This window comes from Legionella erythra (assembly GCF_001467615.1).
GTDB classification, from domain to species: Bacteria; Pseudomonadota; Gammaproteobacteria; order Legionellales; family Legionellaceae; genus Legionella_C; species Legionella_C erythra.
Genome location: NZ_LNYA01000034.1, coordinates 571,572 through 596,044, shown reverse-complemented (window position 1 = coordinate 596,044; position 24,473 = coordinate 571,572). Strand labels below are relative to the sequence as shown.

Here is a 24,473-nt window from a genome sequence, read left to right as displayed (position 1 = left end):
ATAATTCATGACAAACAGCGTATTTTCGAGGTATATTTCCTCATCCTGCTTTTTTAATGAATGCCCATGTCCCGTGATTTACTGAAAACCCTGCCGCAATTCATTGCGCCAAAACATACGTTGACGTCCATGGCTGGAAAGTTGGCCGAAGTAAAAGTCCCGGCGGTTAAAAACCGTTTAATCAAACGCTTCATTGCCAAGTACAACGTGAACATGAGTGAGGCCTATGAAGAAAATCCTGAGCGCTATGCCTGCTTCAATGATTTTTTTATTCGCCATTTAAAACCCGATTGCCGCCCCTTGGCAGATGCTGACATCGTTTCTCCGGTGGATGGTGTCATCAGCGAATTGGGTCGCATTGAAAGGGGGCAGTTATTGCAAGCCAAAGGACGCTATTATGCCGTGGATGAGTTTCTGGCTTGTGATTCGTCTCGGTATGAACCGTTTGTCAATGGCCGTTTCGCCACGCTTTACCTTTCACCTAAAGACTATCACCGCATTCACATGCCAATCAAAGCAACGTTACAAAGCATGATTTATGTTCCCGGCAAGCTGTTTTCTGTGCAGCCTGCAACGGCGAGAACGGTGCCGCGTCTTTTTGCGCGCAATGAGCGGCTTGTGGTTTTTTTTGAGACACAGGTGGGCTTGATGGCCATGGTATTAGTGGGGGCTGTCATTGTTGGCGCAATCGGCACGGCCTGGGAAGGGGATTTAAAGCGTCTGCATCAGGTGCAGGCCTTTAACTATGCTGACCAACCGCTTAGCCTTGAGCAAGGTGACGAGATGGGGTATTTCAAGCTGGGGTCAACGGTGGTGTTGATGTTTGCTGATGGGGAAAACGTGAACTGGCTTCCTTCGTTGAAGGCTGGCGATAACATTCGTTATGGCGAGGCTTTAGCCACTATTTCTCCTGAACCGGTTTAACGCTGCTAACCGGGATTGCTTTGGCTATCTTTCGGTGTTTGCGATGCACCATCAGGCTCTTCCAGTTCCCCTTTGTCGGTTATCTCGGTCTTGGGGGTATTTTGGAGGGGCTGCGCTTCATTGATAAGTACCGTGTATTTTTCACGCCAAAAAAGATTTTTATGCTCACTGTTGGGCTTTTTATCTGTAGTTGCCTTGCGTTGTTGCCATACCTTCTGCCATTGCTCATCCTGCCAGAAGGGTTTGACGACTGTGAGTACGTAACCCTTTTCTGAAGAGCTTAAGTGGACAAATTGAAAGGTGTCTTTAGCGACCTGACTTAATCCTTTGCCAAATTCATGGGCCAGTTTGTAACAGCGGCGCAATTCAGTCAGGGTGACGCCTTTGGCGAACTCATCATCGCTTCGTTCGGCTATCCTGGGTACATCATAGGTGTCGTCGCCTAAACCCACAATAAACAAGAGCGGGATGATGGGCTCGTTTTTAAGTTGCCGCTTGTAATTTTCAAGGACCAAATCATTGAGGATGTATTTAAAATGGTTATACATGGTATAGTGGGTTCGTTTATCCATGACCTCATTTTTTTCAACATAGTCATCAGAATGATACGCTTTCATGCCCTGTAGCTTGTTAATGGCTTCGCACAGTTCAAGGTACTTAAAATGACCGAAACCATACACAACCACTTCTTTGCTATCACCACAAATTACCCGCAACGAGCGCTCATCTATGTTCATATTTTGACTAAATGAAACTTTATATGTTCAGTATAGTTCAAAAAAAAAATCACATTCCGTCAGGTAGCAATGAGATGATAAAGGGAGACTGATAGCAGACTGAATAAACCGTTTTCTGATTCAGGGCAATGACGTGAGCCTAAAGTGATGTGATTTTGTCATGGATAGATGTGAGTAAGTCCGTATGAGTCAATGATGAGGGCATAAGACCGATTACCATGCACATTCCATGAGATCTTGCAGGCTGATTGATGTTATTCAACAAACGAATAGGGTAGAAGGATTTGATTGGAAGAAGTCAGTATTAGTCAATAATACTTAATAAACATGCGCGTTCTAACAATTAAGAATTGTTTTAAAAACGATCAATGGTACCGAGAAGAGGACTCGAACCTCCACGGGGTCACCCCCACTAGCACCTGAAGCTAGCGTGTCTACCAATTCCACCACCTCGGCATAGGACGGTAAATTACTGAAGAACGTTTGGTCTGTCAATGATTATTCCACAATTTTTTTGAAATAAAATGGTTTTTCGTCTCTTCATCGCCTGTGTATTCTTGTTATAGTTTAATTTTTACCAAAATACACGGTTTAAACCAGGGAAATCCATGTCATTACTGACGGTGATTGAAAATTGGATAAACAACCTCATGGCGGTCATTCCACGGCAAAGGCCGTCTTGTGCCATGCTTCAACAGGCGCGCTTGATTGCCCATCGCGGTGCACATGACCGTACCCTTGGTATTATCGAAAATACCGATGCCGCATTTGCCCGCGCACTGAGTTGCCAGTGTTGGGGTATTGAACTGGATGTGCAGTGTACGGCGGATGGCATGCTGGTTGTTCATCATGATTCTAACCTTTTTCGATTATGGCAGCGGCCTGAGGCGATTGCCGATCTGTCTTTTCAAACCTTGCGGGAAAAGGTGCCCGATATCCTCACACTGACTGAGGTCATCAGCCGTTATGGGAAAAGCCTGCATTTGTTTATTGAATTGAAAGTCTCAGTGGATGAAGCCATCTTGTATGAAACCCTGAAAAATTTAACACCCATTGATGATTATCACCTGATTAGCCTGGATGAAGCCTTGCTTCGCCCCTTAAAATGCTTCCCGCGGGCTGCTCTCCTGCTGGTGCCGGAGCACAATAATGTGAACCAGTTCTGTACTTAGAGTTTAAACGAAAACTACGGTGGGGTTTTAGGTCATTATTTGCTCTTAAGCAATAAAAAAATCAAGGCGCTTAAGGCTGCTGGCCAGCAAGTCGGTGTGGGGTTTATTGATTCTAAAAATAGCCTGTACCGTGAACTGAATCGCGGTATTCGGTGGGTGTTTACCAACAGGGCAGAACACATCAGTGCCCTGTTGAGTAAAATAAAGAGTAGTGGCAATGCTTAGCGGGGTGAAATCATCTCCTCTGGTTTAACATACTCGTTAAATTGTTCAGCGGTGAGGAAACCCAGTTTAACCGCGGCCTCCTGAAGCGACGTGTTGTCATGATGAGCAGTTTTGGCAATTTTGGCGGCCTTGTCGTAACCGATGTGTTGATTTAATGCCGTGACCAGCATGAGTGAGTTCTTAAGGTAATACTCAATTTTTGTCTGGTTGGCTTCAAGTCCCTCCACACAGAATTCCTGGAATGAATGGCAGGTGTCTGTCAGCAGATTAAGGGAGTGCAGGACATTAAAGATAATGACTGGTTTAAAGACGTTGAGTTCGAAGTTCCCCTGACTGGCGGCCACCGCGACACTGGTGTCATTGCCTATCACCTGGGCGCATACCATGGTCATGGCTTCGCATTGGGTAGGGTTGACTTTGCCAGGCATGATGGAGGAGCCGGGTTCGTTTTCAGGTAGAATCAATTCGCCTAAGCCGCAACGGGGGCCTGAACCCAACCAGCGCACATCATTGGCAATTTTCATTAAGGCACAGGCTAAGGCCTTTAAGGTGCTATGCGCCATCACCAGCGCTTCGTGAGAGGCTAGGGCTGCGAATTTATTAGGTGCCGACACAAAAGGCAGTTGCGTCAATTTTGCAATGTGGTTTGCGGCTTTGTCGGCAAATTGTGGATGAGTATTTAAACCGGTGCCGACGGCGGTTCCACCCAAAGCCAGTTCATACAGTTCTGGCAGCACGGCCTCAAAACGATGCAGACAGGCATCGAGTTGGGCCACATAACCTGAAAATTCCTGGCCCAGGGTCAGGGGGACCGCATCCTGCAGGTGGGTACGGCCAATTTTAACGATACTGTTAAAACGATCCATTTTGGCGGCGAGCGCATCGCGCAAATGGTGCACTGCGGGTATCAATTTCTGCTTAAAAGCCAGCGCGGCAGCGATATGCATGGCAGTAGGAAATGTGTCGTTGGACGATTGCGACATGTTGACATGATCATTGGGATGAATCGGCGTTTTACTGCCCATGACCCCGCCGGCCAGTTCAATGGCGCGGTTGGAAATGACTTCGTTGGCATTCATGTTGGATTGGGTGCCGCTGCCGGTTTGCCACACGTGCAGGGGGAAGTGCTCATCAAGAAGACCGGCACTGACCTCATCGGCGGCTTTGATGATTAAATCGGCTTTATCCTGACTTAATTTGCCAAGTTCAAGATTGGTTAAGGCCGCTGCTTTTTTCAAAATACCAAAGGCATGGGTGACTTCCCGCGGCATGATGTCGCGGCCAATGTTGAAGTGATGCAGCGAGCGTTCTGTCTGCGCGCCCCAATACCGGGAGGCGGGCACGGCAATTTCGCCCATGCTGTCCGTTTCAATGCGTGTGTTGCTCATAATGGGTTCCTGATTAGCAAAATGCTAATCTTAGCACAGCCACGGAGGCGGGCTGCAACAGAATCAATAAAAATCAACCCGCTTCTTCAACGTCGTTTAATTTCCAGCGCCGATGCGGCCATAACCATTGGGCTGGATTGGTCAGGATGAATTGTTCAATAGCCTGATTATACAATCGTGTGTTGTCATAAACCGCCTGTTGCCAGTCCTGGTTTTCTTTCCAGGGTAGTGCGGGGTGAAATTCAAGCACGTGATTCCCCGTGTTTAGCCTGTAATAGGAAGTCGGAACCACCTGGGCGCCTGATTTTCCAGCCAGAAAGGCGAGTGTTTTATAGGTTCCGGCTTTTATACCAAAAAAATCAACCGCAATACCATGGTTTTCATCGGTATTGGCATGTTGATCAAACGTGAAGAGAATGATCTTGTTCTCACGCAGCAGTTTAGGCATCGATTTAAGCATGCCCCGGCTTTCAAGAATCGGCAGATTGGCCTGCTCAAAGCGTTGGAACAGGGTTTTCTCCAGCCATTTACGGCGAATGGCGCGGCGAACGATATAAAAATGCCCCTGCAGGGTGGTTAAGGTGGGTAGGGCCAGCAGCGGCACGTATTCCCAATTTCCTACATGCCCCGATAGCAAAATGACCCCGCGTTGGTGTTGATGGGCTGAGAGAAGGTGGTGAAGCCCTTTGATGTCTATTTTCTTCCGCAGCGTTTCCTGATTACACCACCGGATTGATATAATCTCTTTAATGGTTGTTAAAAAATGGCTGTAAAAGGCTTTCGCCAAATTGATTTTCTGCTGTTTACTGGCACGGCTTTTAAAAACCCGATCAATATTCTGCATGATAATGCGTTTGCGTAGCGGAAAAAAATAATACATCAGGCGGCCAGAGAGGGTAATTTTAAGATTATCAAGAGAAGACGACACCGTTACATCCTTGTCAATATGAGTTAAGGCGAAATGTGCCAGCGATTATAGGACCAAATCCATTGTTCGGGATAGCGCAGAAGAATGTTCGCCAGCGTCTCATTGTAGCAAGCTGTATTTTTTAGCCAGGCGGCGGCTGGCTCTGGAGCGTCCTGCCAATGAAGCGCCGGGTAGAATTCGATGCGATGCTTTCCCTTTCCCACTCGATGACAGGATATCGGAACGACAGGCGCCCCCGTTCGTTTCGCCAATACGGCGAGGCTTTTGTAAGAGCGGGCCGGCAAGCCCAAAAATTCGCTGTCTAACCCTTCTTTGGAGCCTTCGGGTACGCGTTGGTCAAAAGGAAAAAGGATTAAACCCTGCTGCTTTAAGGCATGGGTGATGCTGCTTATGGCGTTGTCTTTGTGAATGACGGAAATCCCATATTTTTGATAGCGGCCAAAAAATAATTTCTCCGCCCAGGTTACTTTAAGGGATTTACGGATAGCGTACATTGGGTTAGGGATAGGAAGCATGTTAAACCCCAGCGGGGCGGTCAGTTCCCAGTTGCCAAAATGACCGGTGAGCAGCAGGACGCCCTTTTTCTTTTCTACAGCATCTAATAAATGTTCAAGACCTGCCATGTCTACCCGCTTTTTCAGGCGCTTCACGCCCCATAGCCAGGATATAAAGAATTCCTTGAGCAAGGTGAGCTGATGGGAATAAAAAGCCATGATTAGGCGTTTTTTTTGTTTGTCCGATAATTGTTTGCCGAAGACCGCGTGAATATTAAGGTGGGTGTGAGAGGCTGGTTTATGGAAAGCATAATAATACAGCCGACCTGCCCAGGTGACTGGTAGGGTATCGTATGATTTTTCTTCATGAGCCACCCGGCAAACTCCAATGCAGGCTAAACCCGGCATTTTATCAGTTTCAGGTGGATTGTAAAAAGCGTCAAGGTTCACTATATTGGCGTTTCATTGCACCGCCGTGAGTTTTGATGGAGCGTCCGATTAAGATAGCCATTGTAGCAGGGGAGCCTTCAGGCGATTTATTGGGGGCGGGATTAATGGCCGCACTCAAAGAACGACTCCAGCAGGTAAGCTTCGTTGGCATCGGCGGACCGCAAATGCAAAGTCAGGGTTTTCAGTCTCTTGTTCCCATGGAATACCTCTCGGTTATGGGAATTACCGATGTCTTGCGCCGTTACCCGCAATTGTGGTTATTGCGGAAAAAATTAATCAGGGAATGGACGATGAATCCCCCCGATGTCTTTATTGGTATCGATTATTCTACTTTTAATCTGGTTATCGAAAAAAAACTTAAACAACAGGGGATAAAAACCATCCACTATGTCAGCCCAAAAATCTGGGCATGGCGGCAAAAACGGGTTTACAAAGTCAAGGAGGCCGTGGATTTGGTCTTGACCCTGTTCCCCTTTGAAGCGGCATTTTATCAGCAGTATGAGGTGCCTGCCCGTTTTGTAGGTCATCCACTGGCGGACATGATTGACACGCAAATAGACAAAATGCGCCTGCGAAAGGAAGCGGGTTATACGGCGTCCGATAAAATCCTCACCCTGCTGCCTGGCAGCCGTCTGGGGGAGCTTCGTTACTTAGGTCCGCTGTACCTTGAGGTGATGAATCGCCTGCATCAGAAGCAGCCCGATATCACCTTCATCGTGCCGCTGGCTACACCAAAAGCCATCGTGCTATTTAAAGAGCAATGGCATGCATCAGGCTATTCCCATCTCAACATTAAACTTCAGCAGGGCGGAAGCAGAGAGGCGATGGCGCTCGCCAATGTCGTCCTGGTAAAATCGGGTACGGCAACCCTTGAGGCCATGCTGTTAAAATGTGATATGGTGGTCGCGTATAAATGGAGCGCCTTGAATCACCTGATTATTACCCCGCAACTTAAAGTCAAACACATTTCTTTACCTAACTTGTTGGCCAATGAGGCGCTCGTCCCGGAGTTCTTTCAAGAAAACGCCAGTCCGCTGACCATTAGTCAATGCCTTTTAGAGAAATTGAACCAGGTCGAAACCCCAGTCAAGGTGATGGAAAAATTTAATCATCTGCATTGGCAGCTGAAGCAGGATGCCAGTGTAAAAGCGGCGATGGCGGTTATGGCGCTTATCAGCAAAGAACCCTCATCGGCATAATTTTTTCAACATTAATGACTGTTTGTGCCATTGACGGGCTTCCATGGCTGGCGTTCCCCCGGCTTTAACGCCCGGGGCTACGTCCTTAATCACCAGGGCGTGCGCGAATACCATGGCTCCTGGGCCTATCTTGGCGTGATTGACGACGCTGACGCCGCCGCCTAATACGGCGAACTCACCGATTTCTGAACTGCCGGCAATGCCGGTATTGCCCGCGATAATGCTGCCGCGCCTGATTTTGACGTTATGGCCGATTTGCACCAGGTTATCGATGCGGCAGTGATCTTCAATGATGGTGTCTTTAACGGAGCCCCGATCCACGCAGGTATTGGCGCCTATTTCCACGTGATTGCCGATGATGACACTACCGACATGGGGGATACTGTAATGGCCTGCCTCATCCGTCGCAAAACCGAAGCCTTCCTGTCCGATTTTAGCACCGGTATAAATCACCACGTTATCACCCATCAGGGTATTGGTGATGCTGACATTGTTTTCAATGCGGCAATTTTTGCCAATGATCACATCATGTCCAATATAACTGTTAACACCAATTTTACTGCCCTCGCCAATGACGGCACGGTCACCAATATAAGCTCCATGCTCAATGGTGCATCCGGGACCAATGGATGCGCTTGCTGCAATGAAGGCTTTTGGGGAAATGGCCGGTTCTTCTCTTGAGGATGAGTAAAAATGCTGCATGACCAGCGCGAAGGCTTTGTAGGGGTTTGGATGAATCAGTAATTTCATCGAGGCCGGGGCGTGCTTCACTGCGTCGTTAAAAACAATGCAGGCCCCGGCGCGCGCCTGTTTAAAGGCCTGAATGTATTTGAGGTTATGTAAAACCGCAATGTCAGTGCGGTCAGCCTCATCCAGAGGGGCTGCATGATGGATAAGGAAGCGGCTATCCTTAAGGTTATGCAGGGTTGCGCCGGAAACCTGAGCCAGCTCCGCCAAGCTGAAAGGGCCGTGATTTTGATTAAAGCGCAATGATTTCATTCCCGGCTCCCCCGGCAAATGCCGCGCTCACTGTGACGAAGAAAGTGGAGCAAGTGAGCGATTTGCTCATCAGGCATCAAGTCCTCTTCAATGTCGGCTATGGCCGTGGGTAAATGATAATTGACACGATGTAGAATCTTGTATGCGCGCTGAATTAGCAAGCGTTGCTGGGGTTTAAACTGGTTGCGGCGCAGGCGCTCGATATTAACCCCGTATAATTTCGCTGGATTTCCCTGGACTAAGGCAAAAGGCGGGATATCTTTATTAATGTAACTCTTGGCGCCTATCATACTCATGCAGCCCAGTTTACAAAATTGATGGATAACGGCGATACCGCCAATGGTTACCCAGTCCTCAATAATCACATGCCCGGCAATACCGACGGCATTGGCAATAATATTATGACTCCCCATCTGCACGTCATGACCCACATGGCAACTGGCCATTAATAAATTGGCATGGCCAATGGTGGTTTCACCGCCGCCACCGGCGGTACCACGGCTGATGGTGACGTATTCACGCACGATATTATCATCACCCATGAATACAAAACTTTTTTCACCCTTGAATTTCAAATCCTGCGGGATAGACCCTATGACAGCGCCGGTATGAATGTGATTGCGTTCGCCAAGGGTTGTCCAACCCTCAATGACGACATGGGATCCAATGACGGAGTTAGCACCGATGGAAACATGTTCGCCAATCACAGTAAACGGGCCAATGCTGACATTTGCCCCGATTCTAGCTCCCTGAGCTATCAGGGCAGTGGGATGGATTTGCTGATGAATAGGAATAACTTTGTCGCGTACATGCTGCTGATCCAACTGACTCATTTGCACGACCATACCTCCAAAAAAACGAAACAAGGCTTGATAAACATCAAGCCTTGTGAGGATCCATTAGCAGAAATAACTGAATTTGATAAATACGCTTCTAATGGAAAAATGTTGAGGAATATAAAGGGTATTGTCCCCTTCCTTGCTGTGGTAGGAGTCGGGTGACAGATGGGGCAGATATTGTTCAGAACCGATACCGCCTTCAATGCGGATATGATTGCTGCTTCTGACATCAAAATCAGCCGCTACGGCCAGATTGCCGGCCAGCACAGGCGATACCCAGGCCCTGCTGTTGGTGACTTGCGTGTAGTTATGTACAGGACCTGCCGGGAGCTCGCCGAGGAACGCATCAACAGCCAGCGTTTCATTCCACTCGTTTTTATAAGAGCCGACTAAAATGGATGCCGACACATCACCGCCGACGCTGAAAATGTGATTTAAGCGCCACTTGCCGCCCATACCGATACGAGGACCGATACCATAATACTTGGCGGAATAATTGATGCTATCTGTTGAGGGTAAGTTTGCCGCCGGGAAAAGCGTGATAAATCGGCCGTTGTAATTGGCTGTGAATCCCTTTTTAAATTCCGTAGCTTTAATCCCATAAAAGCGGGAAAACTCGACGCGGTTAAACTGCTCAGACGGGAAATAATGATTGGTGATCAAATCGGCTGTTTGGTATTCATAATCGGCATTAATACCGGCTGATGCAGGACCTCTGACGTACTGGGGGCCAAAATTGGCAAGCTGGCTTAAACGGTTAATGATAAGGCCATCTTCACCCACCGCAATGCTTTTGCTGGTTTCGGTTGATAGGTGGGAGTAGCTCAGCACCAAATCGCGCTCATGGTTAGGATCAAACGCATAGCCCAGACTTAAGGTATAACCCCAGTCGGATTCACCATCAGGTAAAAAGGCTGTTACCTGGCCTGAGGGTGTTGCTTGCTCGGCAAAGACCAGTTTGTTAATCCCTTCGTCCGTGATGGCCCCATAAAATGGAGCGACGCTAAAGAAGAAATGATGGCCCTCATCGGTTGCCGCACCCATCGTCCCTGAAAATGCGGGGGCTGCAAAAGCTAAAGCCCAGGTTAAACAAGCAGTTTTTTTTACAAAATACGTCACGTTATTTACTCCCTTAAATCATTACATTACTTCCTGAAAAAGCGCTGTAATGATACCATTCCAAAAGACTTTGTCTATTCCTTATCACAAGCATTTAAATGACTGATTTAAAAATGGTCATGGTGGTCGGTAACAAGGGGTCCTGGTTTGAAATGTCGCTTTAGCCAAGGGAACCATTCAGGCGATAAAAGGAAACAACACATGTTAAAACGCGATATTTCAAGAACAAATATCCTGGTGGCTTCCGCAGGCGGCATGATAGGTTCAGGCTGGCTGTTTAGTCCATTCATCAGTGCGCAGATGGCCGGAAGCAATGCCTTGATCAGTTGGGTTATCGCCGCCTTGTTCATGTTGTTCATTGCGCTGCCCTTATGTGAACTGGGCACCATGTTTCCGGTGGCGGGCGGTATGTCCAATTACCCGACGTTTACGCATGGCCAGGAAGTAGGCTTTTTGTTCGCCTGGACGTCGTGGCTTTCCTATGTGGTTATGACGCCGATTGAAATTCAGGCCATATTGCAATACTCCAGCCATTTTTTCCCGGCCCTGATGACAGGCGATCCGGCATCGCTTAGCTTGTCGGGGTATGGGTATTTCGCGGCTGGCGCCATCATGCTCTTTGTGGTGATTCTCAATTCCTATGGCATTAAAATGCTGGCGGAATGTAACAAGTATGCCAGCATCATTAAATTTATTCTTCCCAGTATCGCCATTATCGCTTTGCTGCATAACAGCCCCTCACTGGCTAATATTTCTATCCATCTTGGGGATAAGCAAAGCTGGGTACAGATTTTTACCGCATTGTCCGCCGGCGGTGTGGCTTTTGCGTTCACCGGATTTCAAAATGGTCTGATTCTGGCCGGGGAAGTAAAAAACCCGCAGCGTAATATTCCCATTGCCATTCTGGGGGCGGTGTTAATTGGTTTTGCGCTTTATTTCATGCTGCAATTCAGTTTCCTTGCTGCCATGCCGCAAAAATACCTGGCTAATGGCTGGCAGGGGCTTCACTATCCTGGCGACAGTGGGCCTTTAGTCGGCTTAACCTTGCTGCTGGGCTTGACCGTGGTGGCTACCCTGTTAATGATTGACGCAGCGTTTTCGCCGTTTGGTACAACCCTGGTTTATACGGCGGCGACGTCGCGCATAGTCTACGGTATGGCCTTGAATAATCACCTGCCTAAAATCTTCCTCAAAGTAAATCGCCATAAAATCCCCTATGTCACGCTCTATGCCAATTTTCTGGTGGGGTTTTTTTCATTCCTGCCGTTTCCCGGCTGGCAAAAACTGGTGGCATTTCTGTCGTCAGCGAGCATCCTCTCTTACGGCATCGGCCCCATTTGTCTTTTGGCAATGAGGAAATTGCAGCCTGATACCCCGAGGCCGTTTAGACTGCCTTACAGCGGCTTTTTTTCGCACACTGCCTTTTACGTGTGTAATTTAATGTTGTATTGGTGCGGTTTCGCCATTTTATGGAAACTGTACGCCGCTCTGCTCGCGGGTCTCGTGATTAGCCTGATTTACAACCGCAAACCATTAAGTGCTTGCGGTCAGAGTTTGCTCTGGTTTTTATCCTACATGACCGTGTTGCTGGTGATTTCGTACCTGGGAGCCTTTGGCGGCCTCGGTATTTTGCAGTTCCCCTGGGACATGGTTTGTCTTTTGCCATTCAGTGTCATCATGCTGTACTGGTCAGAGCAGGTTATCGACAATGCGCACCACGAACGCATTGAGTTCGATATGAATGATGATTTAACCGGTGAGGCTGCATCATAGGGCTTAGAGGTAATCCGTGAGAGAAGTACGTATTTACCAGCCAGGTTATTATCTGGCTGGTCAGGAAATTACCCTGTCTGAAGAGGCGGGTCAACACGTCGGAGTGGTGCTTCGCATGCAGCCTGGTGAGGCATTGACCCTTTTTTCAGGGGATAACCGTGAATTTAAAGCCGAAATCACCTCGGTGCACAAAAAGCGCGTGACGGTAGCGCTTAACAGTGTGCATGCCGTTAACAGAGAGTCGCCGCTAAGGCTCCATTTGGCGCAGGGGATTTCAAAGGGTGACAAGATGGAGTGGGTGGTGCAAAAGGCGGTAGAGCTCGGTGTGGCAAGCATCCAGCCTGTTCTCACCGAGCGCTGTGCCGTCAAGCTCGATGGGCCGCGTCTTGAGAAGAAGCAGGCGCAATGGCAGGCGATTGCCGTGGCGGCTTGTGAGCAGTGCGGCCGAAACCAGATCCCGCTCGTGCACCCGCCGGTATCATTACATGATATGTTGGAGAAGAAAAACGGCTTTCCTGCTTTTATCCTGCAACCCGGTGCCTTGCATCGCTATCAAACCTATAAAGACCTTAAGATGGGCGAAGCGATGCTGCTGATTGGCCCTGAAGGCGGCTTAAGTCCCTCTGAATCAGCAGACGCCCAGCAAGCCGGTTTTCTGCCTTTAAGTCTTGGGCCGCGCATTTTGCGTACTGAAACGGCAGCAATTGCGGCTATAAGTGTTTTGCAAGCGGTGTTCGGTGATCTATAATTGCTATACTTTTTCAAATACCTAAACCAGGGGCTATATCCATGAGTGACTATATAAAGACGGTAACTGACGCGAGTTTTGAACAGGATGTGTTGAATTCTAACAAACCCGTTCTGGTGGATTTTTGGGCAGAGTGGTGCGGCCCTTGCCGTGCGCTGACCCCTATTCTCGAAGAGGTTGCCGCAAGCCATGGGGACAGTGTGACGTTTGCCAAAATAAACATCGATGAAAATCAACAAATGCCGTCCAAGTACGGAGTGATGAGTATTCCTACCCTCATTCTGTTTAAAAATGGACAGGTAGAGGCCGTCAAAATGGGATTGTTATCCAAATCCCAATTAAGCGCTTTTGTTGAAAGCAATGTGTGATGGGGGTTGCCCTGGCTGCCTGGCGCGGTCAGGGTAAAAAAAGATGGCTTTCATGGCCAAGGTGTGGTACGATAAAACTTCAATATGTGGCCAATTCTTCAAGGTCGCCAGTCCCAAGTTATTCTGACTTACTAAATTACACTGACCCTTCGTAATAAGTTATTTCAGAACTGAGGATTGGTTAACTGACGAATGACCCGTAGGCAGCAGTTTCCTTGCTGGCTTTCCCATAAAAATTTTCCTGGAAAATTCATTTCATTTAACAACACATCAAGTGAGAAGTATGAATCTTATAGAACTTAAGCAAATGCCCATAGGTGACCTCGTAACTATCGCCGAGGAAATGGGGGTCGAAAACACGTCACGTATGCGTAAGCAGGATATTTTATTCGCTATCCTCAAAGCGCACGCCAGCAAAGGGGAGGATATCCTCGGCGGCGGTGTGATGGAAGTATTGCCCGATGGGTTTGGCTTCCTGCGTTCAGTCGATGCCTCTTATTTGGCCGGTCCTGACGACACGTACGTCTCCCCCAGCCAAATTCGCCGTTTTGGGTTGCGTACTGGCGACACGGTGTACGGTAAAATCCGTCCCCCCAAAGACAGCGAACGCTATTTTGCTCTGTTGAAAGTTGACCAGATTAATTTTGATTCCCCAGACAGCACCAAGCGTAAAATCTCGTTTGAAAACTTAACGCCGCTGTTTGCTTCTCAACGCCTGGTGATGGAACAGGGTAACGGCAGTACAGAAGATCTGACCGCCCGCGTAGTCGATTTATGCGCCCCCTTTGGTCGCGGCCAGCGCGGTTTGATCGTGTCTCCCCCAAAAGCGGGTAAAACATTGATGCTGCAAAACCTTGCTCATTCTATTGAGAAAAGCTACCCCGATTGCTACCTGATTGTGCTGTTGATTGATGAGCGACCTGAAGAGGTGACCGAGATGCAGCGTTCCGTTAAGGGCGAGGTGGTTGCCAGTACATTTGATGAGCCCGCCAACCGCCACGTTCAAGTGGCCGAAATGGTCATTGAAAAGGCTAAACGTCTGGTCGAACACAAGCGCGATGTGATCATCCTCCTTGACTCCATTACCCGTCTTGCCCGGGCATACAACACCGTGATCCCATCTTCCGGTAAAGTGCTCACCGGGGGTGTGGATGCCAATGCCCTGCAGCGTCCCAAGCGTCTTTATGGTGCGGCCCGTAATGTCGAGGAAGGCGGTAGTCTGACAATCATCGCGACGGCCCTGGTGGATACCGGCTCCAAAATGGACGAAGTGATTTACGAAGAGTTTAAGGGAACCGGTAACATGGAAATCCACTTAAGCCGTAACATCGCTGAGCGCCGCGTGTTCCCTGCCATTAACATCAATCGCTCCGGTACTCGCCGTGAAGATCTGCTCTTAAGTCCGGAAGACCTTCACCGCACCTGGATTCTGCGTAAAATTCTGCAGTCAATGGAAGAGTGTGAAGCGATTGAATTCCTGCTTGAGCGCATGAAAAATCACAAGACCAATGCCGAGTTTTTTGATGCGATGAAGCGTCAGGAATAAGGCAGGTAGGCAAGCGCACATGAAGACTACCTTGATGTGCGTGCCGTCCCTTAACTCACCCAATCATTAAGAACAATGCCAATGCCGGCACTGGTGGTGCGGTGATTGTATTCAATCAGACTCTGTCCATAACCACTAAACACCTGGCCGTAAATAGACAAGGATTGCAGGATGGGGTAAGACAGTGTTACCTGCACAAATCCCCGCTGCAAACCGCTTTCAAGATTTTGCAATTCCAGACTGGCTTTCCAGTCGCCGAATAGTTCATGCGATAAAACCAGATTATCGTGCCCCAGGAAATGGGCGATATCGGGGTTATGCAAATCACTGGATTCCGCTTTATCAATCAAAGCCCACAGACGTAAATTCACCAGCCACCGGTCGCCGGTCAGTTTAAGCTGGGTGTAGGCGCGATTCCAGCTGCGCTCAAGCGAGCCGCCCCGACCATTGGATTGATGATTAAGGCCAAGTTGGGCGGCAAAATAGGGATTAAAGTAATTTTCCAGGAATATTTCCGGTTCGTAATTGGTTTCTCGAAAGTACTGTGATTTGGCATACACCTGCCAATACATTAACTGCGTATAGGAAAAATTAAGCGCTAAGGGTTTATCTTTGATGATGTGGCGGAAAATAGGAATTTTTAGGCTGATTTGTGCTTTGAATTCATCATTCTGAACTTCCTGATTATTGGGTGTCGCATTCTGATAAATGAAGTGATAGGGCTTGTTGGTGTAATAATAGGGTAAGACGTAGTTGGGACGATACAGTTCGATTAAGCTGGGGCTATTCTTGGTTTTTTTCTGCTGCATCACCTGTTTTTCCAGAAGAGTTGGTCTCGGCGATGCAGGTATTTCCCCATTTGTTGCTGCACGGCTTGCATGAGGAAGCATCAGATGGGTACAAAAAAATAAAAAATGTATTTTTCTCACAGGTCAATCTCAGACACAGACAACCTGACTTTATATCAATTTGGCAAGCAAATTTCCACTATGACGATTTTAGCCGCGTTTTGGCGTCAGCCAAGTCTTTAATTAACGAATCGTAAAAATTAAAGGCATTAACCTGGGCAAGCAGTTGTGGGTTGGTTTCAAAATAGTCAACCAGGGCCTGAGCCACCTGTTCATTGTCGGGGTAAAAAATGATGGCATTGTAGACTTTAGTGATGCCTTCATGCTGAGCTAAAATGTCATGTTCAATCGCAGCAACCGTTTGAGCATCATCCGCTTCTTTAAGGCGTTGCCGAAATAGTTCTTTTTGCGCCTCAAGCAATTGGGCAATGGAACTCAATTGTTTAAGCCGTTGCATAAAATCCTTGGCCATTTGCAGTTCATCCCCGCTTAGCTTGGCATACAGGGTTTGCTCGCCCAGGCGCTCACGGGTTGTGGTAATCAGGTTGGCTAAGCTGTTGTCCCCATTAAACACATCCATGATTTCTTTTAATTCATTGTCGTTCTGACTTTGTTGGGTAATAGCGTCAAACAGAGATTTATCTATTCCGGCGGCAGCCTGACGCAAGACCTGATTCAATTCGTTTTCCCGTTGGTTAATGTCCTGTACAAGCGTTGCCAACTCGTTCTCCTCATTGACGGTTTCAAGGCGCTTTTTAAAATCCTGCATGGATTCTTTAAATAAAATGATCTGGGGTTTAAGCTGCTTTAAGGCCTTAATGAGCGTTAGGAGTGTTGTTTGCTGGTTGTTGGGCATCATCAATCCGGATGGTGGGAACGACTGTATGGTAGCACAGAGTGGCGGTTTAAGAGAAAAAGGTTCTTAAGTATCGCCCAAAAGCATCTTGTGCGATAATCCTGCTTCAATCAACTCCTGTACTATGGCATGAAATATACTGATTTACGTGATTTTATCGACCAGCTCGAATCACGTCGTTTGCTGCAACGCATTGATTACCCGGTGTCGCCCATTCTGGAAATGACCGTCGTCAGTGATCGGGTGTTACGCAAAGCCGGTCCCGCCTTGTTATTTACTCAACCGAAAGAGGCGGCGATGCCGGTACTGACCAATTTATTTGGTACCGTCGAACGCGTGGCGCTGGGAATGGGCGAAGAAACGATCAGTGCCCTGCGGGAAGTAGGCGTTCTGCTGGCGGCGCTCAAGGAACCGGAGCCGCCTAAAGGATTTAAAGATGCGTTCAGTAAATTGCCTTTATTGAAACAGGCGTTGAATATGGCTCCCAAATACATCAGCCAGGCTCCCTGCCAGACCCATGTTTTTGAAGGGGACGCGGTGGATCTTGGCCGTTTGCCTGTCCAGACGTGCTGGCCTGGCGATGCGGCGCCCTTAATTACCTGGGGATTGGTCACGACGAAAGGGCCGCATCAGGTGCGTGAGAATATGGGTATTTATCGTCAACAGGTTATCGGCAGAAATAAATTGATTATGCGATGGTTATCCCATCGCGGCGGCGCACTGGATTACCAGGCCTGGCAAGCGGCCAACCCCGGTGAGCGTTTTCCTGTGGCCGTGACGCTGGGCGCAGACCCTGCCACGCTGCTCGCAGCGGTGACGCCTGTACCGGATAGCTTGTCAGAATATGCCTTTGCCGGCCTGTTACGTGGGCAGCGGACGCAATTAACGCAATGCCTGGGTAATGAACTTCATGTGCCTGCCAGTGCCGAGATTATTCTTGAAGGTTACCTTAAACCCGGAGAGGACGCCGCAGAAGGTCCCTTTGGCGATCACACGGGCTATTACAACGAAGTTGAAAATTTCCCGGTATTGACCGTCGAGCGTATCACCCATCGATCTGATCCCATTTATCACAGCACCTACACGGGCCGCCCGCCCGATGAACCGGCTATTTTGGGGATGGCCTTAAATGAGGTGTTTATTCCTTTATTACAAAAGCAATTTCCTGAAATTGTCGATTTTTATTTACCGCCGGAGGGTTGCTCCTATCGCCTGGCCGTGGTGACGATCAAAAAGCAATATCCCGGTCATGCCAAACGCATCATGATGGCGGTCTGGTCTTTTTTGCGGCAATTCATGTATACCAAATTTGTCATTGTTTGCGATGAAGACATTAACGCCCGTCAATGGGAGGATGTTGTCTGGGCACTGACTACCCGGGTTGATCCCGTGCGGGATACCGTCCTCATGGAGAATACCCCCATTGATTACCTCGATTTTGCCTCACCTGTCTCGGGATTAGGCTCCAAAATGGGTATCGATGCGACCCATAAATGGAAAGGTGAAACCCAGCGTGAATGGGGTAAGGCCATTGAAATGGATGACGAGATTCTTCATCGAGTCAATGGATATTGGGATTCTTTGGGGTTATCGCTATGACTGTTAAAAAGACCCTGGCGCAGGTGGATCGCGTCACTCCGCTAACGGATAGCATCATTGAACTGATTCTTTCGCCGCAGGACTTTATCGACTATCAACCGGGACAGTATCTAAAAATTCTCTGCGGTGAAGAGGCCTTGAGTTTTTCCATAGCCAATGCCCCATTGGGCTCGCATAAATACGAATTACACATTCGCCATGATCAGGGCAATCCCTATAACCAACCGCTGTTTGCAGCAATTAAACGCGAGGGCCGCGTGCAGGTCGCCCTTCCTTATGGCGATTGCTATCTCAATCAATTACAGCCTGACAAGCCGGTCCTGTTCATTGCCGGCGGCACCGGTTTTGCACCCATCAAAGCCATGATAGAGCAAATGCTGGCAACCGGCGATACCCGTGCGTTTGCACTGTATTGGGGAGCCCGTTCACAAAGCGATTTGTACATGGATGATAAAGTCAGGCAATGGCAGGCTCATGTCAGCCGCTTTCGCTACGTGACGCTTTTGTCGGGGGAGAGCCGTGAAAACCTCGCTTCGGTCGTGAAGATGGATTACTCGGGTAGCCTGCTCGACCATCAGATTGTTATCGCTGGACCGTTTGACATGGTGTATGCCATTCGTGACGCGCTGGTGGCGTCTGGCATGCCGCGCGAGCAATTATTTTCAGATGCATTCAGTTTTGAATCGGAGGGCAATTAATGGAAACGTTTTATCAATTACTTGGGCTTATTGGGGCGGGATTAATCATTTGGTATTTATTTCGCACGGTCAAAGGGCGGCCTGATTTATTCACCCGTGAAAATTTCAGTAAAAGTTTCGCCACCATGGGTCTCCTGGCCCTGGTATTAATTGCTTTTGTTGCCTTTCTGGTGTTCATGGTGCGAAGCACGTAGTTTAGTGGCGTTTGGAATTACTAAAATACCCGTTTTTCTTTTCAATGAGGTAATCACCGACGTTGGGATTGTCTATCCACAATGGGATATTATCGGGCCTGAGATGGCATTCTTCCACGTAGGTGATTTGGCTGCAATTGTCGACTAAAAGCCTGTACCAGGGATTACGGGTCGCAAAAGCCCGTTTACTGGCCTGGGGGTTATAACGTCCTGAAGCCTGAAAAACAGGATCGGCATCAATAATCACGGCACGGTAGCCCAATTGCTCATGCCATACACGATCGCCAATATTAAATTTTGCATTTTTAATCATGATACACCTCAACGCTTGATCAAATTTGCCTTTTAATTAATTTATCGGTTAGCCTGTGCAGATCTTGAATGCCAACGCAAGAATTAATGAATAAAGAGCTATTTCGGTATAAAACCGCCTTTGTGACCTGGGTTCTGGTTATAAGCTACGCCTTTATGCACGTGCGGTTAACGGGCATCTATATTGATACTGAGCTTGAAAAACTCTTAAACCTAAGCGCACGATTGCCGTTCGGCCAACGTGTGCTGGTGCCTGCTCTGGCCAATCTTGTGCATCGCGCCCTGCCCTTGTCTGCACAAGAGGTGTTTTTTCTGCTGGAAGTCTTATTTGTCGGCCTGTTATTTTTTACCCTGACGCGTTTGTTTCAGTTTGCATTTAACAAAAGCCAGTCGTTACTTTTCAGCTGGCTTTTTCTCCTGTTGCTGCCGTTGATGAGCGTGGTGAACTATCGGTTTACCAATGGGGAAGCCACGTTTTTTTACCCTTACGACAGTGCCTGTCTTTTTTTTATGGCGGCGGGTTTTTTACTGTGCCTTAAAAAACGCTGGATGCTGTTCATGGTGGTGGTGCTAGTGGCCACGTTTAATCGTGAAAGCAGTTTTTTGCTGGTCCTGCTGATTCCAGCGCTGCATTGGCAGGAGCGCCGGCAAATCTTAAAACCCTTATTGCTGGCTGCCATGGCCTATGCTGTCGCCCGGTTGATTATTTTCTACCTGGTACGTCATTTACCCGGCGCCTGGACGGAATGGTATTTCCTGTCCTTTGCGGAAACACATTTCAACAGCAATTTAATCTGGTTATTTAATCAGCAGCACCTGTTGCTGTTTATGTTCTGTTTTGCCGGGTTGCCTTTATTCTGGTTTGCTTTTTATGATTACATTCCCCTGCGGTACCGGCCGCTTCGTTATGTCGCTTTTTTTTATTTCATCGCGCTGCTTTTCATTGGTAATTTTATTGAAGCCCGGGTCTTTCAGGAAATTCTGATTTTACTTTATCTGCCCGTCTGTATTGCCATCTGTCACTGGTTGAGCGGTCAGGAACCGGATGACCAGACGCCCATGAATTTCCCTGCGTACCTTAATCGCTACGCGATCTTTATAATGATGGCTTTAATCCTGCTGCTCCGCCACCCGTTACAGGCATTGGCGGTCTGGCTGTCGGCCTGATGTTAGCTGCCCTCTGGCCCGGATTGGGTTATGATCCGGGTATGACTTTTCTGCCAGCCGGCAAGCCAGATTCCGGTTTCATACAAAAGACATAAAGGTACCGCCAGCATGACCTGAGACAGCACATCCGGCGGCGTTAGCAGCATGCCCAGAGTAAAGGCCGCGACAATGACATAGGGTCTAATCTGCTTTAAGGTCGCAACATCAAGCCACTCCAGGCGGACCAGGGTCGTACACAGCAGGGGTACCTGAAAGCACAAGCCAAAGAGAATCAGCATGCGGGTAATAAAATCGATGGCATCATTCATATCCGGCATAAGCCGTACACCCTCTGGAACCGCATGGGCAAAAAATTGAAACATAAAAGGCAGCACAATATAAAAGCAGAAGAGCAGACCCACTATAAATAATGCCAGGCTCAAACTCAACGCACCCACGATGGATTGGCGTTCATGACGATATAGCCCCGGGGCAATGAATAGCCATAATTGGCTTAAAGCAAAGGGGGCGGTAACCAGCAGTGCCGTATCAGCCGCAAGCTTCACCGGGGTGAGTACCGGTGAGGTAATGCGCGTGGCAATCAGCGTATGATTTGCAGGTAGTTGCTTGAGCAATGGGGTAACCAGGGTATGGAACAAGGCATGGGCATAAAAAAAGAAAAAGCAAAACAGCACCAGAAAGAAAATCACAACGTTCAAAGCCCTGTGTCGCAACTCGATTAAATGCAGCAGCATGATAAACATTCATGAAAAGATGGTTCTGATAAGCTAACACGTAAGCCCGTGATCCGGTAGTTAATCCAAGTGGTAAATCAGACAAAAGCAGAAAAATCGGGTATAATTGGGGCGATTTAAACGAGGTAAATCCGGTGAGTCATCGTCCACGCAAGCGTTTTGGCCAGAATTTTTTACAGGATCAGGTCGTCATTGGCCGGATCATCGATGCCATTAATCCGCAGCCGACCGATTCCATGGTGGAAATCGGGCCCGGACTTGCGGCGTTGACCCTACCCTTGCTGGGTCGGCTCAATCAACTCATTGCCATTGAAATCGATACGGATTTACAGCAGGGATTGCTTGAATTACCGCAAGCGAAAAACAAATTGCAACTGGTGGGCGCGGATGCCTTAACGGTTGATTTTTCACAATGGGGCCGGTCGTTGCGCGTGGTGGGTAATTTACCTTATAACATTTCTACGCCGCTGCTGTTGCATTTGCTGCACCAGATTGAGTTCATCAGGGATATGCACTTCATGTTGCAAAAGGAAGTGGTTAGCCGCATCGCGGCAAGACCGGGCTCCAAAGCCTATGGGCGCTTAAGCATTATGGCTCAGTATTACTGTGAAGCGACTTTTCTTTTTGAGGTTCCTCCGGAGTCGTTTTACCCGAAACCCAATGTGGATTCAGCCATCCTGCGCCTGGTGCCCTATCAGCAATCGCCTTATGCGGAAGTGGCCTATGACTTACTGGAGAAGGTGGTGGCCCTAGCTTTTGGCATGCGTCGCAAAACCCTGGCTAATAATTTGAAACCCTTATTCAGTGCAAACCAGTTGCAAGATATCGGTATCAATCCGGGTATGCGGCCTGAGCAGTTGACTGTAGGGGATTATGTCCACATCGCCAATGCCGTGGGCAATAGTATAAAATTATAACTGTAGCACTATTTTGGAGACACCCTTGTTCCATCGTCCTGGCAAAAAAGGCAAAGCCCTTAAGGCCCGCCCCTTAAAAGATATGACTCGAATTCTTGCTGCCGAAGTCTTGTTGGCTGAAGAAAAAAGAGTCTCGTTACTGAATCAGATTAAAGACGCCCTGGCGCTGGATTCAACCCGTTTGGAAACACTTTGCCAGGGTTTAATCAACAATTATGTCAACCATTGCCAGAATTTGCCTGAAACGTCCAACAATTATTATTCACAACCCGGTGGCTTTCTTGATCATGCATTAAACCGTACCGAGGCGGCGCTGAATTTATTTAAGCAGTTTCTATTGCTGGATAATACGTCTGAGCTGTCTGAAGAGCAAAAGCTCTGGCAATACACCCTGTTTTCGGCAGCCCTGCTGCAGGGCATAGGTAAATTGCAAATTGATTTAAAAGTCGAGCTTTTTGATAACAATGGGTTGTTTTTAAAACAATGGAATCCTTTGCTGGAGAGCCTGGCACTCGTCGGAAGCCACTATACCTATGAGTTTTTGAAAGAATCGGATGTTGAGTTTCGTCGTCGCCTCAATCTGTTGCTGGCTTCCCGGTTAATGCCAGCAGCGGGATTTGCCTGGATTGCTTCGAACCCCACGGTGCTGGCTATCTGGCTGGCGTTGTTAAATGAGGATCATTATGCGGCAGGAACCTTGGGTGCTATTCTTATTCGTGCCGATGCGATTGCTATTCAGCGCTATTTCAATCAGTTAATCGCCCGCAATTACGGGTCGCGCGGCGGCAACCGCTATGGCCGCGTTGGTACATTTGCCGGGGGCGTACCGGAATCCATCAGTAATATGGAACAGCAGCTTGGTCTGGAATTTATCCAATGGCTGACCAAATCCCTGGAAAGCGGCCTCATTATGATCAACAAGGCGCCTTTGTTTATGGTCCCAGGCGGCCTGTTGATGTCGCCAGAAATATTTAAATGGTTTGTGCGTGAGCACCCTGAATTTAAAAACTGGCAGGCGATACAGAATGGTTTTCTATCCTTAGGCTTGCACCGGGCAGGTCCTGACGGCCAGGTGATTTCACGTTTTGAGCAATTGAACAACCAGCAGATGCATAGCGGTATTGTGTTTGCCGATTACGCGATTGCCTTGCCGGCGGACGTGTCGGTTCATTCCTTGCAATCAGGAAAAGTAAGCACCGTTTCGGCGACTGAATTCATCCATCAGGCTCAGACCAATTATCAGTTTATCAGCCATGCAGCCCCGGCAACGACCCAGACGCTGCATCACCTCAATGCTGAAGGCCGTTGGCAGGCCGTCATCGCGGCCTCACCTCAGGTTAAACCCGGAGTATTAAACGGTGCCTGATTACGCAATAGGCGATATTCAGGGCTGTTATGAGCCATTGCTTCGTTTACTGGATCACATTCAATTTAATGAGCATAGCGATCGGTTGTGGTTTGTCGGCGATCTGGTCAATCGTGGACCGCAATCGCTGGCCGTCTTGCGTTTTGTAAAAAACCTGCCGCTGACGCCATACGTTACCTTAGGCAATCATGACTTGCATCTCTTGGGAAAATTATTTACCGACTCTCCCCGCCAAAATCACGATGACACTTTGCAAGAAATCCTGGCCGCCCCTGATCGCGACGAGTTGGGGCACTGGTTACGCCGACAATCCATTCTCCATCACGATGAAGCCTTGAAAGTGGTGATGTGTCATGCTGGCATTGCGCCAGTCTGGAATTTGGCACAAGCAAAACAGCATGCTCTGGAACTTGAATCGGCTCTGTCTGGCCCAGATTATCAAATCTTTTTGACGCACATGTATGGTAATAGCCCTGATCATTGGTCAGATGAATTACATGGCATGGAGCGGCTTCGTCTGATTACCAATTATTTTACCCGCATGCGCTTTTGTGATGCAGGGGGGCGATTATTGTTGCATTACAAAGGCACTTTAGCCGCGGCCTCTCTGGATATGCTGCCCTGGTTTGCCGTACCGAATCGATGTGACATTGACGCAGACATTGTGTTTGGTCATTGGGCGGCATTACAAGGCCATTCGCCGAATCCCCGTATCCACGCCATCGACACGGGTTGTTTCTGGGGCGGGCCTTTAACTGCGCTCAGGTTGCAGGATAAGCAACGATTCCAGGTGTCCGGATTAAACCCGGCATAAGCTTCAAGCGTAACGGCTACGTGATGATCAAATTAAATACATATGGTAAACTCCTGCCG

Annotated in this window: 26 protein-coding genes and 1 tRNA gene; 15 read left to right on the top strand and 12 right to left on the bottom strand. The window is 48.3% G+C overall.

Translation table 11 applies throughout. The features are described from left to right. Nucleotides 1–66: 66 nt before the first annotated feature. The gene (gene asd, locus Lery_RS14000; RefSeq protein ID WP_058527845.1) at nucleotides 67–924 is read left to right on the top strand and encodes an archaetidylserine decarboxylase; all 858 of its coding nucleotides are present in this window, start codon (nucleotides 67–69) and stop codon (nucleotides 922–924) included. A 5-nt stretch (nucleotides 925–929) separates the two neighbouring features. Here asd and Lery_RS13995 read toward each other — a convergent pair whose 3' ends face one another. Then, nucleotides 930–1,661: a hypothetical protein gene (locus Lery_RS13995; RefSeq protein WP_131750983.1), complete on the bottom strand. Its 732-nt coding sequence runs from the start codon at nucleotides 1,659–1,661 to the stop codon at nucleotides 930–932. A gap of 369 nt (nucleotides 1,662–2,030) precedes the next feature. Continuing rightward, a tRNA-Leu gene (locus Lery_RS13990) sits at nucleotides 2,031–2,117 on the bottom strand. Between the two features lie 152 nt (nucleotides 2,118–2,269). On the opposite strand from Lery_RS13990, the gene Lery_RS15755 reads away from it, so the two are divergent. Beyond that, nucleotides 2,270–2,833 (top strand): glycerophosphodiester phosphodiesterase, encoded by a 564-nt coding sequence (locus Lery_RS15755; protein WP_237759235.1) that lies wholly within the window; start codon nucleotides 2,270–2,272, stop codon nucleotides 2,831–2,833. Between the two features lie 39 nt (nucleotides 2,834–2,872). Further along, entirely contained in the window at nucleotides 2,873–3,058 is a 186-nt protein-coding gene (locus Lery_RS15750; protein WP_237759234.1) for a hypothetical protein, read from the top strand. On the opposite strand, the gene fumC is transcribed toward Lery_RS15750, so the two are convergent. The 3 genes from fumC to Lery_RS13970 all read right to left on the bottom strand — a co-directional run bounded on the left by fumC (nucleotide 3,055) and on the right by Lery_RS13970 (nucleotide 6,318). Continuing rightward, complete coding sequence (fumC, locus tag Lery_RS13980) at nucleotides 3,055–4,446, bottom strand: class II fumarate hydratase (RefSeq protein ID WP_058527843.1); 1,392 nt, start codon at nucleotides 4,444–4,446, stop codon at nucleotides 3,055–3,057. The genes Lery_RS15750 and fumC overlap by 4 nt on opposite strands. 73 nt (nucleotides 4,447–4,519) lie before the next feature. Then, complete coding sequence (locus Lery_RS13975) at nucleotides 4,520–5,374, bottom strand: lysophospholipid acyltransferase family protein (protein ID WP_058527842.1); 855 nt, start codon at nucleotides 5,372–5,374, stop codon at nucleotides 4,520–4,522. Between the two features lie 23 nt (nucleotides 5,375–5,397). After that, nucleotides 5,398–6,318, bottom strand: a complete 921-nt coding sequence (locus tag Lery_RS13970) for a lysophospholipid acyltransferase family protein (RefSeq protein ID WP_058527841.1) — start codon at nucleotides 6,316–6,318, stop codon at nucleotides 5,398–5,400. 35 nt (nucleotides 6,319–6,353) lie between these two features. On the opposite strand from Lery_RS13970, the gene lpxB reads away from it, so the two are divergent. Then, entirely contained in the window at nucleotides 6,354–7,517 is a 1,164-nt protein-coding gene (lpxB, locus tag Lery_RS13965; protein ID WP_058527840.1) for a lipid-A-disaccharide synthase, read from the top strand. On the opposite strand, the gene lpxD is transcribed toward lpxB, so the two are convergent. The 3 genes from lpxD to Lery_RS13950 all read right to left on the bottom strand — a co-directional run bounded on the left by lpxD (nucleotide 7,506) and on the right by Lery_RS13950 (nucleotide 10,474). After that, complete coding sequence (lpxD, locus tag Lery_RS13960) at nucleotides 7,506–8,516, bottom strand: UDP-3-O-(3-hydroxymyristoyl)glucosamine N-acyltransferase (protein WP_058527839.1); 1,011 nt, start codon at nucleotides 8,514–8,516, stop codon at nucleotides 7,506–7,508. The two genes, lpxB and lpxD, sit on opposite strands and share 12 nt — an antisense overlap. Further along, nucleotides 8,513–9,349 carry an acyl-ACP--UDP-N-acetylglucosamine O-acyltransferase gene (lpxA, locus tag Lery_RS13955; protein WP_337589167.1) on the bottom strand — a complete coding sequence of 279 codons (837 nt, stop codon included), beginning with the start codon at nucleotides 9,347–9,349 and terminating at the stop codon, nucleotides 8,513–8,515. The genes lpxD and lpxA overlap by 4 nt, the downstream gene beginning before the upstream one ends. Nucleotides 9,350–9,415: 66 nt before the next feature. After that, entirely contained in the window at nucleotides 9,416–10,474 is a 1,059-nt protein-coding gene (locus Lery_RS13950; RefSeq protein WP_058527838.1) for an Lpg1974 family pore-forming outer membrane protein, read from the bottom strand. Nucleotides 10,475–10,675: 201 nt separating this feature from the next. On the opposite strand from Lery_RS13950, the gene Lery_RS13945 reads away from it, so the two are divergent. The 4 genes from Lery_RS13945 (at nucleotide 10,676) to rho (ending at nucleotide 14,909) form a co-directional block, all read left to right on the top strand. After that, nucleotides 10,676–12,247 carry an APC family permease gene (locus tag Lery_RS13945; protein ID WP_058527837.1) on the top strand — a complete coding sequence of 524 codons (1,572 nt, stop codon included), beginning with the start codon at nucleotides 10,676–10,678 and terminating at the stop codon, nucleotides 12,245–12,247. Nucleotides 12,248–12,263: 16 nt separating this feature from the next. Further along, nucleotides 12,264–12,995: a 16S rRNA (uracil(1498)-N(3))-methyltransferase gene (locus Lery_RS13940; RefSeq protein WP_058527836.1), complete on the top strand. Its 732-nt coding sequence runs from the start codon at nucleotides 12,264–12,266 to the stop codon at nucleotides 12,993–12,995. Between the two features lie 41 nt (nucleotides 12,996–13,036). After that, a complete protein-coding gene (trxA, locus tag Lery_RS13935; RefSeq protein ID WP_058527835.1) occupies nucleotides 13,037–13,363 on the top strand; it encodes a thioredoxin in 327 nt (108 codons plus the stop codon). Nucleotides 13,364–13,646: 283 nt separating this feature from the next. After that, the gene (gene rho / locus Lery_RS13930) at nucleotides 13,647–14,909 is read left to right on the top strand and encodes a transcription termination factor Rho (protein ID WP_058527834.1); all 1,263 of its coding nucleotides are present in this window, start codon (nucleotides 13,647–13,649) and stop codon (nucleotides 14,907–14,909) included. 50 nt (nucleotides 14,910–14,959) lie between these two features. Here rho and Lery_RS13925 read toward each other — a convergent pair whose 3' ends face one another. Together Lery_RS13925 and Lery_RS13920 are read right to left on the bottom strand one after the other, a co-directional pair. After that, nucleotides 14,960–15,799 carry a phospholipase A gene (locus tag Lery_RS13925; RefSeq protein WP_272946900.1) on the bottom strand — a complete coding sequence of 280 codons (840 nt, stop codon included), beginning with the start codon at nucleotides 15,797–15,799 and terminating at the stop codon, nucleotides 14,960–14,962. 97 nt (nucleotides 15,800–15,896) lie between these two features. Beyond that, nucleotides 15,897–16,616, bottom strand: a complete 720-nt coding sequence (locus Lery_RS13920) for a hypothetical protein (RefSeq protein ID WP_131750981.1) — start codon at nucleotides 16,614–16,616, stop codon at nucleotides 15,897–15,899. Nucleotides 16,617–16,742: 126 nt separating this feature from the next. On the opposite strand from Lery_RS13920, the gene ubiD reads away from it, so the two are divergent. The 3 genes from ubiD to Lery_RS13905 are packed head-to-tail and all read left to right on the top strand — an operon-like array spanning nucleotide 16,743 to nucleotide 19,104. Continuing rightward, entirely contained in the window at nucleotides 16,743–18,212 is a 1,470-nt protein-coding gene (ubiD, locus tag Lery_RS13915; RefSeq protein WP_058527831.1) for a 4-hydroxy-3-polyprenylbenzoate decarboxylase, read from the top strand. Further along, nucleotides 18,209–18,910, top strand: a complete 702-nt coding sequence (locus tag Lery_RS13910) for an NAD(P)H-flavin reductase (RefSeq protein WP_058527830.1) — start codon at nucleotides 18,209–18,211, stop codon at nucleotides 18,908–18,910. Before ubiD ends, Lery_RS13910 begins: the two co-directional genes overlap by 4 nt. Continuing rightward, a complete protein-coding gene (locus Lery_RS13905) occupies nucleotides 18,910–19,104 on the top strand; it encodes a hypothetical protein (protein ID WP_058527829.1) in 195 nt (64 codons plus the stop codon). The genes Lery_RS13910 and Lery_RS13905 overlap by 1 nt, the downstream gene beginning before the upstream one ends. 1 nt (nucleotide 19,105) lies before the next feature. Here the strand turns inward: Lery_RS13905 and hspQ are convergent, their stop codons facing one another. Further along, complete coding sequence (gene hspQ / locus Lery_RS13900; RefSeq protein WP_058527828.1) at nucleotides 19,106–19,417, bottom strand: heat shock protein HspQ; 312 nt, start codon at nucleotides 19,415–19,417, stop codon at nucleotides 19,106–19,108. 68 nt (nucleotides 19,418–19,485) lie between these two features. Here hspQ and Lery_RS13895 point away from each other — a divergent pair, with 68 nt between their 5' ends. After that, nucleotides 19,486–20,583 carry a hypothetical protein gene (locus Lery_RS13895; RefSeq protein ID WP_237759233.1) on the top strand — a complete coding sequence of 366 codons (1,098 nt, stop codon included), beginning with the start codon at nucleotides 19,486–19,488 and terminating at the stop codon, nucleotides 20,581–20,583. A 2-nt stretch (nucleotides 20,584–20,585) separates the two neighbouring features. Here the strand turns inward: Lery_RS13895 and tatC are convergent, their stop codons facing one another. Then, nucleotides 20,586–21,317, bottom strand: coding sequence for a twin-arginine translocase subunit TatC (gene tatC / locus Lery_RS13890; RefSeq protein WP_082657217.1), 732 nt, complete (start codon nucleotides 21,315–21,317; stop codon nucleotides 20,586–20,588). Nucleotides 21,318–21,451: 134 nt separating this feature from the next. Between tatC and rsmA the strand changes: the two genes are divergently transcribed. From rsmA to Lery_RS13875, 3 genes are read left to right on the top strand one after another with little or no spacing between them, the layout of a single operon-like run. Continuing rightward, nucleotides 21,452–22,234, top strand: coding sequence for a 16S rRNA (adenine(1518)-N(6)/adenine(1519)-N(6))-dimethyltransferase RsmA (gene rsmA, locus Lery_RS13885; RefSeq protein WP_058527825.1), 783 nt, complete (start codon nucleotides 21,452–21,454; stop codon nucleotides 22,232–22,234). Between the two features lie 25 nt (nucleotides 22,235–22,259). After that, complete coding sequence (locus Lery_RS13880; protein ID WP_193392314.1) at nucleotides 22,260–23,600, top strand: TraI domain-containing protein; 1,341 nt, start codon at nucleotides 22,260–22,262, stop codon at nucleotides 23,598–23,600. Then, nucleotides 23,593–24,414 (top strand): symmetrical bis(5'-nucleosyl)-tetraphosphatase, encoded by an 822-nt coding sequence (locus tag Lery_RS13875; protein ID WP_058527823.1) that lies wholly within the window; start codon nucleotides 23,593–23,595, stop codon nucleotides 24,412–24,414. Before Lery_RS13880 ends, Lery_RS13875 begins: the two co-directional genes overlap by 8 nt. The last annotated feature ends 59 nt before the right edge of the window (nucleotides 24,415–24,473 follow it).